We start from the raw sequence: 13147 nt of genomic DNA on the forward strand, positions 1-13147 counted from the left end.
GATTTTAGATTTCATATTCACTCTCCTTCCCATTTGATGACCGTGGCGCTCCACGTATAGCCCGTGCCGGCGCTGACTGTCACAACAAGGGAACCTTTTTTTAATTTGCCTTGTTGTTTTGCAAGATGTAAACCGATACAAGGATCAAGTGCAGACAAATGTCCGTATTCATCCAAATAGATTGCTTGATTTTCAGTTAAGCCCAGATCGCTGACCAACTTGGAAAAAATTGATTTTTTCGTATGAAGTGGCAAGAGCAAATCAATATCTTCAACTCGGTATCCGCTTCTTTCTACCGCCTCCTTTACAACGTGAATAAAGTTCTTTTCGGATACAAGGTCCAATCTTTCTTTCATATCTTGTGGATCTCTTACATCGATCCCATATGCTTTGTGATCATAAGGTTCGTTTGAGGAAGCATGAACAGATCCGCCTGCCAACACTTTCACATCGTCATGAAACGAACCATCCGTAATAAAGCTGGAAGCTAAAATCGTATTCGTCACGCGTCCTCTCTGTACGAGAGCGGCTGCACCACCGTCTGCAAAGTTGAACATGAACCTGGACCTTGGATTTTGGTAATCGACTATATGAGACTCCTTACACCCACCGACTAATAGAATATTCTGAATCGCTTTATCAGAACTTAGCATGTCTTTTGCAACTTTTAATGCAATTGGAAAGCAAGAACTTACATTCATCATTTCAAAGGCAAAAGCATTTTTGGCTTCGAGCATATGTTGAATTTTTGATACTCCTGACCAGACATGATAATCTTTGAAAGGGCTTCCAAAATAAATGATGACATCGATATCGGCTGGGTCTATCTTAGTCAGAATCGGTTTTGCCGCTTCAATCGCCATATCCGTTGCATGCAATGTCTCATCCGATACATGCTTTTTAACCAGGCCGAATTTCTCTCTGATCACATCTTCGGGAATATCCGCTTTCATCGCAATGTCTTGTGCGGTTTCAATGCCAGGTGGAAAATAAACACCCGTTTCAACGATCCCTATATTTTCAAAATGAGTATTCATCGCAATTCTCCTTCACTTGGAATAAGCATCGTTGCCTCACCCTCTAAAACAAGCTTGCCGTCTTGCTGATGGCATTCCGTTTTTAAGCGAACAATCCCTTTGTCCTGTTTGATTTCCAAAATTTCTGCGGTCGTTGTGATGGTATCTCCTATATAGACTGGCTTAACGAATTGTAACGATTGATTCACATACACACTGCCTGGGCCGGGCAGGTGCATACCCAACATTCTTGAAATGTTACAGGATGTTAACAGGCCATGGGCGATTCGCTCTCTGAACCTCGTCTTCGTTGCGTATTCTTTATCCATATGGATCGGATTGAAATCTCCACTCAAACCCGCATATTGCACGATATCTGTTTCGCTGACCGTTCTACTAAAAGAAGCCTTTTGACCAACATACAAAGCTGAAGTCATTTTGCAAACTCCTTTCCAGGAAATTCGTTTTTCAATAGAACCTTATTCACTTTACCTATTGAACTTCTTGGGAAATCTTTTACAAATTCCACTTTTTTCGGGCACTTATACTTTGTAAGCCTTTTCAAACAATGGCTGATTATTTCTGACTCTGTTACGTGGGCCCCTTCAGTCAAGATGACACTGGCAACTGGCACTTCTCCCCATTTGGGATCCGACACCCCGAAAACGGCCACTTCTTCCACTGCTGGATGTTGTAAGATGACTTGTTCCACCTCAATTGGGTAGATATTTTCACCACCAGAAATCAACATATCTTTCTTTCGTCCTGCAATATAAACAAAACCTTCTTCATCTGCCCTGACCAAATCTCCTGTGCAAAACCAACCATCGATAAATGCTTTCTCCGTCTCTTCAGGTAGATTCCAATAGCCATTTATAACATTGGGCCCTTTCACTAATAGTTCACCCACCTCATTGGGAACTGCATCTTCCCCTTCGGAGTTCACAATTCTCACATCACAAAACATGGCAGGTTTCCCGATAGAGCCGACCCTTTTCATATAATCCTCTTTTGAAAGCATAAATACGGTAGGCGAAGCTTCCGTTAGGCCATATCCTTGCCCCAACGGAATTCCTTTTTCAAGATAATGGCGGATTAAATCGGGCGGACAAGGACCGCCGCCACTGTATAACCATCGGATCGAATCAAAATTGGTTGTTTCAAACGCATCACTATTTTTTAAGGAACTGAAGATAGTGGGCACGCCCATCACTAAAGTAATGTGTTCCTTTTCAATGGTATGAAGCACATGTTGGGGTTCCGTGCTATCTGGTATCACAACTGTTCCTCCGGCAAAAAACACCGGAAAAGTAAACAAACCGATGCCCCCGATATGGAAAAAGGGTAATAATGTCAACATTCTATCCGATGAAGTAATATCGAGTGCCAGTAGGTTATTCACTGCATTCCAATATACATTTTCTTGTGTCAGTACCGCGCCTTTAGGTCTTCCTGTTGTTCCGGATGTATAGCAAATAATGAATGGTGAAGCAGCAGTTACATCCGTATATGAAAACTGCTGTTTCTTAGCTGATGCCATGGAATCGAGAGGATACTTTGAAATGGAGTCGAGTAACAAGCACTTCACACCACATAATTGTTGTAAATCCTTCCCTATTTGCATGAACATATCAGACGTAAAAAGATAGGTAGCCTGGCAATCATTTAGCTGATATTCTAATTCTTTGATGGAGAGTCTAGTATTCAAAGGTACGATAATGCAGCCCATTTTTGCTAAGGCGAAATACATCACCATGTATGCGGTATTGTTGGAGGATAGGATTGCTATACGCTGTCCTTTTTTTATCTGCAGCTCGTTTCCTAGAACATAGACTGTCTGTTCAATCGAGTCGGCCATTTCTTTGTACGTATATTTTCGGCCATTTCCAACTAAAGCAATCCTTTCCGGTGTAATGTAGGCCCTCTTTTCAATCCAATAGGAAATCCCTTGCACCTTACCTCATCCCTTTCGTTTACTGATCCCTTCAAATATGAGTGTGATCATATCTTCAAAAACACTCTCCGGAACATCTTCATCCTTCCAATAAACCCATCTCATCCCGATGAATTGGCTGATTCCCATAAGGGAGTACGCAACCGTTTCATGATCCAGCTGCTTAAACTCTTCTTCCGTCATCCCGGCTTCAAGCCCTTTTCGATAACCGGACGCCAACCGTTCGTAATATTCACGGTATAGGTTTTCATCTACCAGCACTGACTGCTGGACGATACTATAAAGGTTGCGATGGTCTTTTAACCACCGGAAGAATGTTTGAAATCCAATGATTTGGGCTTCTTTTGCATTTGTTGCCTTTGAAACATTCAATTGGATTTCATGGCGAAAGTCACGGCTTAGTTGTCTAACCAGTTCTTCGAAAATTTCTTTTTTTGAAGAAAAGTAATTGTAAAACGTTCCCTGTGCGACATTTGCTGTTTGCGTAATATCCACTATGGAAGTATTAAAGTAACCTTTCTTTCCAAAAATCTCTTCCGCCGTATGAAGTAATTTCCGCCTCGTTACATTTCCTTTTGTCGTTACAGGTAACGCTCTTTCATTCTCTTTTTCATCAATAGTTGACATATGAATCACCTCTCAGTTTTTATTATAGTTAGGTTTTTTCAAATAGTCAATCTATTTTAACGATTATATTATTGCGATGAATGAGCGTGCTGCGAAAAGAATGTATGTTTTCAGTTATTTGAGTTTGTGGGAATCGTTGCACCTCGTTTTTCTTACTTCCTACTCTATAAAACTCAAGTTACAAATCAGTTGCAAACAAGTAATGAAAGAACAGTTTGACGAGGAAGCGGCGTCGGAACTTGAGCAACAAAAAAGAGAAGCAGCAATAGGCAGCTTCTCATAACTCATTGACTATCATTTTATACATTTGTTCGGTCGTTTCCATCGGCATAATCGCAAATTCTTCTTCAAGTACCTTTTTACACTTTTGGTACCATTTCACGGATTGCGATCTATTTTGCAACTGATAATGGGCATACATCAGTAATCGATGCGCTTCTTCCCAAGTCCGATCAATCCGCAATATCTTTTCCGCCCAATAGGCGGTCTTTTGAAATTCCCGAAGTCGGGTATAGGATTGGGCGAGATTCACGAGATTTTCGGCAAACTGCCGTTTTAACATTTGCATCTCTTGAGAACTCGTTCTTTTGCTTGCTTGCGCAAAATGAATCGCCTGACTTAAATACGATTCAGCAATCCCCGGTTGAATCGTATCCAAATAAATATGGGCGATGCCAGCATTTGCCCGACTGATAAAATAAAAGTCCTCATGCTGTTCTGCAATCTTCATACATTCTACATAGGATGCCTGCGCGGTTTCATAGGAAGCACGATAACGATATGCCTCGCCCGCGTAATAATGCAGCGGATAAAATTCGTCTTGAGTCGCAGCCGATAACTCGTTGATGATTTCGAGAATCCATTCAAATTGGCCCGATTGGATTAAGGTCGATCCATAGGCAACGACGGTGGTTGCGATTGCCATTTCCGCTCAAGAAATTGTTGGAATAGCGCATGGTAGCGATAGGTTCCATCATCGCCCAGTGATTGAATGAAAATATGTCTTCCTGCTAGACTTTGTAAAGCCTCTACCGCGGGCTCCCCATAAAAATCATGGATCAGCTGTATTGAAAATACGGGAAAGATGGAAAATGATAATAGCCAGGCTCGTTCCTCTTCGGACATATTCGTGTACACTTCTTCAGATAAGTAGGAAAAAAGGTCATATAATGCGGGTTTCATCGCCGTGGTAAAAGGCTTTTCGGAATCTGTCATATGAATGGCCAATAAATTGATTGCAATGGCCCAGCCTTCAGTCAATTGGACAATGTTCGCAGCTTCTTCCCCTGTAAGCAAATGGTTAAAATAATCTTCGAAGAAAACCGCCACTTCCTCTTCCGAAAAAATGAAATCCTCTTCCGTAATTTCACATATTTGTCCCGCCAATTTTAGTTTCAATAAGCTCGGCCATCTGAGGAGAGTCCGGGTCGCAATGATGAAGTGGATAGAGGCGGGCATAAACTCAATGATTTTTTCCAAAACGTAATTAATATGGAATACGTGATCGACATGGTGAAAGTCGTCTATGACAACGGAAAGCGGTTCATCAATCACGCATAGCTCATTGACAAAGAGCGCTATCCAACGTTTCAGCTCCTTTTCCTTGGGAAATGTGGACAGCCCCCGCCAATCAATGGATTGCCCAAAGGTTGGAATCACTTGTTGGATGCTGGCGGTCAAGTATTTAAGAAAAGGTAAAATATCATCGTCTTCTTCCGTTACCGAAGACCAACTGTAACTGTGGATAGAGCGGGTATCATGGAAATAGGAAGAAAGATTCGAGCTTTTTCCGTATCCTGCACCGCTATGCAATAAGGTCAGCTTCACTTGACTGGATAACTTGATCCTTTTGATGAATGAAGCTCTCCGCATAAAAGTAGGCGCCGGTGACGGGGAAATTAATTTTGTAAGAATAAGAGGAGGTACCTGCATCTTATTTTCACCTGCCAACTCTTCCTTTTCTCAAGTTTATCATACGAGTCATTTGAATTGTTAGACTTCTATTGGGTCTAGCAAAAAAAGTCAGCTAAGAAAAGCTGACTCTCAGAACAGGTTAATGGGAAGGTCGTACGTCGAAGCGCTCCAATTGACTGATTAGCCCCTCTTTTGAAAGGATCTCTTTTTCATAGTCCCCCACTAAATCAAAATGGGGGTAATCGTTACGCATGTCAATCCATTCACGCTTCAATCCATATTGTTGCCCCCACTTCACCAATTTTTCCACGTTGGCACAGCCGACTTTCGTAACGGTCTTGCAGCTGGGGAAACGATCATCCAACCAATAATGGGTGAGGAAAGCGATTTTCTCTTGACGTACTGCTGATTTCCACGCCGCCAATTCTTCGCGGTTGATGCCGAACGCCATCAGTCTTTCACCCGGCGAACTTCCGTGTATTTGGCATCCCATGCCGGATCGATTTTAGACAATGGAACGGGCCGGAAATTCTCTTTTTTCACGAGTACATGCTCTGACGTCCCTGTCGCGGCCACCGTTCCATCTTCATGAAGGATTTCATACCCGTAAGTGGTCCGCAGCTTCTCATGTTTTTCAATCCACGTCCGGACAATCGCTTTCTCACCATAACGCATGGACGCTTTATATTGAATGGACAAATCAATGACAGGCGCCAAATAACCGTCCGACTCCAACCCAGCATATGTAAATCCTAAATCTTGAATCAACGACGTCCGGCCAATTTCCATCCAGACTAAATAATTCGCATGATAGACGACACCCATCTGATCCGTCTCCGCATAACGCACTTCAATTTCCTTTTCACTGATAAACATCCAATCACCTCTGTCTCAATTATACTAAGAGGCAGGATGAAAAGCATGAGACACAGCCCTTCCACTCCTGCCTTGGTTGACCTCATAACATTTTGATTCTGGTTCGAAACATTCCGATCAAACTTCATAACGTCTCCACTAAACTCCGAAACATTCCGGTACCTCGCAACGTTTCAGTCTTAGTCCAAAACATTTCCACCGAATCTCACAACGCTCCCATCCCAGTTCGAAACGTTTCTCCAAAACTTCTCAACGTTTCCTCCAAACCTCGAAACACCCTGGCGCCTCCCAATGTTTCAGCGACACTTCGAAACATTTCCACCGAACCTCACATCGCTCCCGTCCCAGTTCGAAACGTTTCTCCAAAACTTCTCAACGTTTCCTCCAAACCTCGAAACACCCTGGCGCCTCCCAATGTTTCAGCGACACTTCGAAACATTTCCACCGAACCTCACATCGCTCCCGTCCCAGTTCGAAACGTTTCTCCAAAACTTCTCAACGTTTCCTCCAAACCTCGAAACACCCCGGTGCCTCCCAATGTTTCAGCTGCACTTCGAAACATTTCCACCGGACCTCACAAAGCTTCCGTCCCAGCTCGAAACGTTCCCCCAGAACTCCCCAACGTCCCCGCCAAACCTCGAAACATTCTCCCAAAACCTCGAAACGGCCACCGCCACTCCAACCGGCCCAACGCAAAAATCCGCCCTGCGAGTCAAGTTGCAGGGCGGGATGGCAAACGGATTAGTTTGCTTTCAATTTGTCGCGAAGAACCATTTGCAGGATTCCGCCGTGACGGTAGTAGTCGATTTCCACTTCGGAGTCGAAACGTGCAAGAGCGTTGAACTCTGTCACTTTTCCGTCTGGGGAAGTCGCTGTCACTTTCAGGATGTCGCGTGGTTTGACGCCTTCCGCGATGTTGACGCTGATTGCCTCTTCGCCTGTCAGGCCAAGGGATTCTGCGTTTTCACCGTTCAAGAATTGAAGTGGAAGAACACCCATCATGACAAGGTTCGAACGGTGGATCCGCTCGTAGCTTTCCGCGATGACCGTTTTGATGCCAAGGAGGGATGTCCCTTTGGCAGCCCAGTCACGGGAAGAGCCCATGCCGTAATCTTTACCCGCGATAATCGCAAGACCTGTGCCGTCAGCTTGGTATTTCATCGCTGCGTCATAGATTGGCATGATTTCTTTTGTTGGCCAGTATGTTGTGAATCCGCCTTCCGTGCCTTTTGCAATCTGGTTACGGATCCGGATGTTCGCGAATGTACCGCGCATCATCACTTCGTGGTTACCACGGCGGGAACCGTACGAGTTGAAGAAACGTGGCTCTACGCCGCGCTCGCGCAAGTAAATTCCAGCCGGTGTATCTTTACCGATTGCTCCAGCAGGAGAGATGTGGTCCGTTGTGATGGAATCGCCGAATTTACCGACAACCCGTAGACCAGCCAATGTTTGGATGTCGCCTGGTTCTTTCGAAAGGCCTTCGAAGAACGGCGGGTTTTGGATGTATGTCGAGTTTTCATCGAAATCATACAAGGCATCGTCTGTAGTTTCGATTGCATTCCATGCTTCGTTTTCTGTGAATACGCGCTCGTACTCTTTGCGGAACAGATCAGGTGTGACAGTCGCTTTGACGACTTCCTGAACTTCTTCCGTAGATGGCCAGATGTCTTTGAAGTAGACATCGAATCCATCTTTGTCTTTGCCGATCGGATCTTTTTCGAAGTCGATATCGACTGTACCAGCAAGTGCATACGCAACGACAAGCGGCGGTGAAGCCAAGTAGTTCGCTTTCACAAGCGGGTGGATCCGGCCTTCGAAGTTACGGTTACCGGAAAGGACAGAAGACATGAGCATATCGTTTGCGGAGATCGCTTTTTCGATTTCAGGAAGAAGCGGTCCGGAGTTCCCGATACATGTCGTACATCCGTATCCGACCGTATTGAATCCGATTTGGTCAAGGTATTGATCCAAACCTGAATCTTTCAAGTAGCCTGTAACGACTTTCGAACCTGGTGCGAGTGAAGTTTTCACGTATGCCGGTGGAGTCAAGCCTTTTTCCACCGCTTTTTTCGCTACCAGTCCCGCCCCTAACATGACGTATGGGTTGGACGTGTTCGTACAAGACGTAATCGCTGCAATCGCAAGGTCACCTGTCTTGATGTCCACTTTGCGGCCGTCTTCGAATTCGACCGTCGATGTTTTTTCAAGCTCTTTCGGAGAGAATCCAAAACCTTGGTTCCCTTCAGGAGCAACGACCGCTTCGTTGAACGCGCGCTTCATCTCTGTAAGTGGAATCAAATCTTGTGGACGTTTTGGTCCCGCAAGGTTTGCGACGATTTCAGAAAGGTCGATTTCGACAACATCCGTATACGTCGGCTCTACATTTTCAGGTGTGAAGAACATGTCGTTTTCAATCAAATATTGTTTGACGACTTGGATATGGTCTTCGTCACGGCCTGTTAGGCGCATATAATCAAGCGACTCTTCGTCAACCGGGAAGAATCCGCAAGTTGCACCGTACTCCGGCGCCATGTTGGCGATTGTTGCACGGTCTGCAAGAGGAAGTTTCGATACGCCAGGTCCGAAGAACTCGACGAATTTGCCGACAACGCCTTTTGCACGGAGCGTTTGTGTCACTTTCAATGCCAAGTCTGTTGCAGTTGTTCCGTTCGGAAGCTCACCGACAAGTTTGACGCCGATTACTTCCGGGATCGGGAAGTATGAAGGTTGGCCAAGCATTCCGGCTTCCGCTTCGATACCGCCGACGCCCCATCCGAGAACACCGATGCCGTTGATCATCGTCGTGTGGGAGTCCGTACCGACAAGTGTATCCGGGTATGTTTCGAACGTGCCGTCTTCGTTTTCGATCGCGTGTACGACGTTTGCCAAGTACTCTAAGTTAACTTGGTGAACGATACCTGTTGCTGGAGGAACTGCACGATAGTTATCGTACGCTTTCTGCGCCCAGCTTAGGAATTGATAACGTTCCGCGTTACGTTCGAACTCGAGTTCCATGTTGACGCGAAGCGCATCTGGGGAACCGTAGCGGTCTACTTGCACCGAGTGGTCGATGACAAGGTCAACCGGAATTTCCGGGTTGATTTTGTCAGGGTTTCCGCCCATTTCCGCCATTGCGGAGCGAAGGGATGCCAAGTCTACGACAACCGGAACGCCTGTGAAGTCTTGTAGGATGACACGGGATGGTTTGAATGGGACTTCCGCCTCTTTGTCTGCGTCTTTGCCCCATTTTGCCAAGTTTTCCACGTGATCGTCTTTGATGACATAGCCATCATGTTGACGCAATACGGATTCAAGTAACACTTTAATCGAATAAGGTAGTTTGGAGATGTTCGCAATGCCTGCTTCTTCGATTGCTTTCAGACGGTAATAATTGTACGTTTTACCGTTCAATTCAAACGATTGGCGGCTGTTGTGCAAATTGCTTTTTGCCATGGATGGTTTCCTCCTTTTGGTACTGAAAAGGCTACAAACAGGCAGTTGCCTAACGCGGGACAATCCCGGGTTTGGACATGGCCAAACGGTGCGACATCTTACGAAATGTCCACCTCAGCCGACCGCCGGATATAAATGAGCGTCTTTTCTCTACTCCATCATATAATAACAATGTATATAAGTAAAATACATTATATTTATAGTCTTTCATAAGTTATTGTGATGACTGCGATTCTTTCTATTTCGGCTGCAAAGGAAAGCCGGTTATGGCATGATAAAGGGGAAACTTGGAAAGGGGTGTTGAGGATGAAGAAAGCATTGCTGGTCATTGATTACACGGTGGATTTTGTCGCGATGGACGGCGCCTTGACGTGCGGAGAGCCGGGCATTGCCCTGGAATCCTATATTACCGATTTGACCCGGACTTTTTTAGATGAAGGCCATTTCGTCGTCATGCCCGTCGATGTCCACGAATTGGAGGATCCGTATCATCCGGAGACGAAACTATTCCCTCCCCACAACATCAGAGGGACGGCGGGCAGGGATCTTTACGGCTCCCTTCAGACACTGTACCACGAACGGAAAGAGGATATCCATTGGATGGACAAGACGCGGTACAGCGCCTTCGCGGGGACGGATCTGGATCTTCTGCTGCGCGCACGGGGCATAACGGAAATCCATCTGGTCGGGGTCTGTACGGATATTTGCATCCTCCATACTTCCGTGGATGCGTACAACCTTGGCTACGATATCGTCATCCACGAACAGGGCGTGGCGAGCTTCGATCCAGCCGGGCATGAATGGGCGCTGCGCCATTTCCGAAATACGCTCGGAGCGACGGTGGTGGACTGAAAAGGGATGGTGTTTGCCATTCCTTTTCATTTCACGGTCATTTTAACCGCGGATGCTTCTTCACTGCCGGATCCATCATTTCCAGGGCCGAATAAATTCAATACGACTACGCCGGCCAGGATGAGTACGATACCTATAATACTCGCCATATTAATTTTTTCATTCCAGATGAGTACCGAAATAATCGCAGTCGCCACAACTCCGATTCCCGACCAAATGGCATAGGCGGCATTTAACGGAATGGTTTTCAAGGACAATGATAAAAAGAAAAAGCAACTAACGAAAGCTATGATTACCCCAAGTGTAGGGAAAAGTTTTGAAAATCCCTCAGATGCTTTCAATAAAGAAGAACCGATCAGTTCCAATATGATAGCGAGGGCTAAATATAAATAGGACATTGTCATTCCTCCTGGAAAATAGGTAGTAGCTCGCTCCCTTCGCCATTATACTATATTGCCCGGGCGGTTTTCCGGCACTCGGTTTATATAAAAGAACAAAAGCGCAGGGCGCTTGCTCAGAGGCGACAGGCATAAGACGAAGATGCGGCGTGGCGCTTTTTGCCACAGAGCAGCTTTGGCTTATGACCCCGAGCCTCTAGCGCCCGGAGCTGGACGTAAACAAACCTAATTTTGAAGGTTATCCACATGCCCGAATTTTATAATTTCCTAAGTAATCAAAAAGAGTGGCGAGGGCCACTCTTTTCTGCTTGCAATCTACTTTATTCATACTTCTTCATCTCACTTAAATTCCCGGCGATCATTGCGAGGATCGTTTCGGCTTCTTCCTTGCCGAAGATGAAATGCGACTCGTCTTCGAGCCATTCGCGATCCGGCGTTTCAATCCGGGTCATGCGGCGGAGGATGCCGTCCCCCGTCTCCTCGATGATGCCGAACTGGAGGGTCACTTCCACTTCCCCGGCGTCATGGAAAAGCAATTTTTCCGGTGCGGTCCAATCCACATGGACGGTCTCCAACAGCTCGTCGTCATCGTACTCCTCCTCGTCCTCATCCTCGAGGAATTCATGGAAACTTTCATGGATTTCCTCCACGATTTCTTCAATGTCCGGCAGAATCATCCGGGAAACTTGGCCCGCTTCCAACTCGAACGTTTCGAGGTAAAATTCCTGGTTCAGCGGATCGAAGAACAAGGTGCAGAAATACTCCCGCACTTCGTCATCCGACTCCACAAAAAATTCGATTCTAGGATGCTTCGCCGCGCGGATGATAGCCATCTGACCCACTTCATCATATTGTTCGCAGATGGATTCCAGATGCTCCTGCAATTCCTCACAAACCCGGTCAAACCACTCCAAAGACATACAGCATCCCTTCCTTTCGGTTATTGCGATTTAGTATGCACAACTGCAAAAATTATGATTCACCGATGTCATTTATGTTTGAGGTATTGAAAAAACGGATATTACAAATACTAAGACGCGATCATACTATATCATCAAGAAGGAGATGGAACACATGAGTTTTATTTGGTTTTTAATTATCGGTGGAGTCATTGGTTGGTTAGCTGGTTTGATTTTGGGGAAAGACATCCCGGGCGGCATCATCGGTAATATCATTGCTGGTATCGTCGGTGCATGGATCGGTGGAATGCTTCTAGGGGATTGGGGACCGAGAGTTTCCGATTTCTATATCGTCCCTGCGTTGATCGGTGCACTGGTCCTCGTGTTTATCGTAAGCTTCATCATGAAATCCATGCGTCGCGCTTCATGATGATGTGAAATGAAAAGAAAAACGCCGGTTCTCACTGAACCGGCGTTTTTCATGATGTATTTTCCATTTCTTCTCGATACAACTCGAATTCTTCAAAGAACCATAGAACGTCTTCCACATATTTTTCACTATGATTGTATTGATAAATCGCTTGTTCGTACTTGCCGGAGGCCGCTCCGCTTTTGGAAAGGTAATTAGCGGCGCTGAAAACGGCGTCCTCGATATCATAGGGATCCGCGATGCCGTCGCCATTGGCATCGACACCGTAGCCCCCGTATTTTTTAATGATTTCCGGATCGGTCTTATCCTTCTCCGGAATTTCCCCCTTGCCGAGCCCCTTGCATCCCGGATAACTCCACCCGACGAATGTGCAGGGCATGAACTGCATATGCCCTTCAGCGCCGACTGGGGAAAGGAGTGGATCCATCGTCGAAAATCGGGTTTCGATCCGATGGTGCGCCGCAAGCAGCGTCCACGGAACGCCGTACGCCTCCCCCGCTTCTTGATAAATCGGGATATATTCTTCCGGAATGGTCGTCCCGGTATGACGGTCTTGGATATCGAGCAATGTTTGTGCTGATTTCTTAATGAATTCGGGATGTTTCAAACCTGTCCAAATGATGGTGGTCAATGTAAATACGGTGACTGCAATCGGGATCAGCAACACGATGAGCCATGCTTTCAGCTTCACCGAATTCCCTTTCTTTTTCCGTTTCTTCATTGAA

At 45.8% G+C, this 13147-nt stretch carries 14 protein-coding genes; 2 read left to right on the top strand and 12 right to left on the bottom strand.

The window, feature by feature from the left end:
• Positions 1-17: 17 nt before the first annotated feature.
• The 9 genes from OXB_RS13120 to acnA all read right to left on the bottom strand — a co-directional run bounded on the left by OXB_RS13120 (position 18) and on the right by acnA (position 9843).
• Positions 18-1037 carry a 3-oxoacyl-ACP synthase gene (locus OXB_RS13120; protein ID WP_041074894.1) on the bottom strand — a complete coding sequence of 340 codons (1020 nt, stop codon included), beginning with the start codon at positions 1035-1037 and terminating at the stop codon, positions 18-20.
• Positions 1034-1453 carry a MaoC family dehydratase gene (locus OXB_RS13125; protein WP_041074896.1) on the bottom strand — a complete coding sequence of 140 codons (420 nt, stop codon included), beginning with the start codon at positions 1451-1453 and terminating at the stop codon, positions 1034-1036. The genes OXB_RS13120 and OXB_RS13125 overlap by 4 nt, the downstream gene beginning before the upstream one ends.
• Positions 1450-2970, bottom strand: a complete 1521-nt coding sequence (menE, locus tag OXB_RS13130; RefSeq protein ID WP_041074897.1) for an o-succinylbenzoate--CoA ligase — start codon at positions 2968-2970, stop codon at positions 1450-1452. Before menE ends, OXB_RS13125 begins: the two co-directional genes overlap by 4 nt.
• A gap of 6 nt (positions 2971-2976) precedes the next feature.
• Positions 2977-3588, bottom strand: coding sequence for a TetR family transcriptional regulator (locus tag OXB_RS13135; RefSeq protein WP_041076779.1), 612 nt, complete (start codon positions 3586-3588; stop codon positions 2977-2979).
• Positions 3589-3874: 286 nt separating this feature from the next.
• Positions 3875-4522 (bottom strand): bacterial transcriptional activator domain-containing protein, encoded by a 648-nt coding sequence (locus tag OXB_RS13140; RefSeq protein ID WP_041074899.1) that lies wholly within the window; start codon positions 4520-4522, stop codon positions 3875-3877.
• Positions 4480-5469, bottom strand: a complete 990-nt coding sequence (locus OXB_RS13145; protein WP_144399703.1) for a hypothetical protein — start codon at positions 5467-5469, stop codon at positions 4480-4482. The genes OXB_RS13140 and OXB_RS13145 overlap by 43 nt, the downstream gene beginning before the upstream one ends.
• 181 nt (positions 5470-5650) lie before the next feature.
• Entirely contained in the window at positions 5651-5962 is a 312-nt protein-coding gene (locus OXB_RS13150; protein WP_041074903.1) for a hypothetical protein, read from the bottom strand.
• Positions 5962-6387, bottom strand: coding sequence for an acyl-CoA thioesterase (locus OXB_RS13155; protein ID WP_041074905.1), 426 nt, complete (start codon positions 6385-6387; stop codon positions 5962-5964). Before OXB_RS13155 ends, OXB_RS13150 begins: the two co-directional genes overlap by 1 nt.
• Before the next feature lie 741 nt (positions 6388-7128).
• Complete coding sequence (gene acnA, locus OXB_RS13160) at positions 7129-9843, bottom strand: aconitate hydratase AcnA (RefSeq protein ID WP_041074907.1); 2715 nt, start codon at positions 9841-9843, stop codon at positions 7129-7131.
• A 306-nt stretch (positions 9844-10149) separates the two neighbouring features.
• Between acnA and OXB_RS13165 the strand changes: the two genes are divergently transcribed.
• On the top strand, positions 10150-10695 hold the full coding sequence (locus tag OXB_RS13165) for a cysteine hydrolase family protein (protein WP_041076781.1): 546 nt from the start codon (positions 10150-10152) through the stop codon (positions 10693-10695).
• A gap of 26 nt (positions 10696-10721) precedes the next feature.
• Here OXB_RS13165 and OXB_RS13170 read toward each other — a convergent pair whose 3' ends face one another.
• Positions 10722-11093 carry a DMT family transporter gene (locus OXB_RS13170; RefSeq protein WP_041074909.1) on the bottom strand — a complete coding sequence of 124 codons (372 nt, stop codon included), beginning with the start codon at positions 11091-11093 and terminating at the stop codon, positions 10722-10724.
• A gap of 320 nt (positions 11094-11413) precedes the next feature.
• Positions 11414-12013 (bottom strand): hypothetical protein, encoded by a 600-nt coding sequence (locus OXB_RS13175; protein ID WP_041074911.1) that lies wholly within the window; start codon positions 12011-12013, stop codon positions 11414-11416.
• Positions 12014-12167: 154 nt separating this feature from the next.
• On the opposite strand from OXB_RS13175, the gene OXB_RS13180 reads away from it, so the two are divergent.
• A complete protein-coding gene (locus OXB_RS13180; protein WP_041074913.1) occupies positions 12168-12422 on the top strand; it encodes a GlsB/YeaQ/YmgE family stress response membrane protein in 255 nt (84 codons plus the stop codon).
• Positions 12423-12471: 49 nt separating this feature from the next.
• Here the strand turns inward: OXB_RS13180 and OXB_RS13185 are convergent, their stop codons facing one another.
• The gene (locus OXB_RS13185) at positions 12472-13143 is read right to left on the bottom strand and encodes a lytic transglycosylase domain-containing protein (protein WP_041074915.1); all 672 of its coding nucleotides are present in this window, start codon (positions 13141-13143) and stop codon (positions 12472-12474) included.
• Positions 13144-13147 lie beyond the last annotated feature (4 nt).

The organism is Bacillus sp. OxB-1 (genome assembly GCF_000829195.1).
Lineage (GTDB): Bacteria > Bacillota > Bacilli > Bacillales_A > Planococcaceae > Sporosarcina.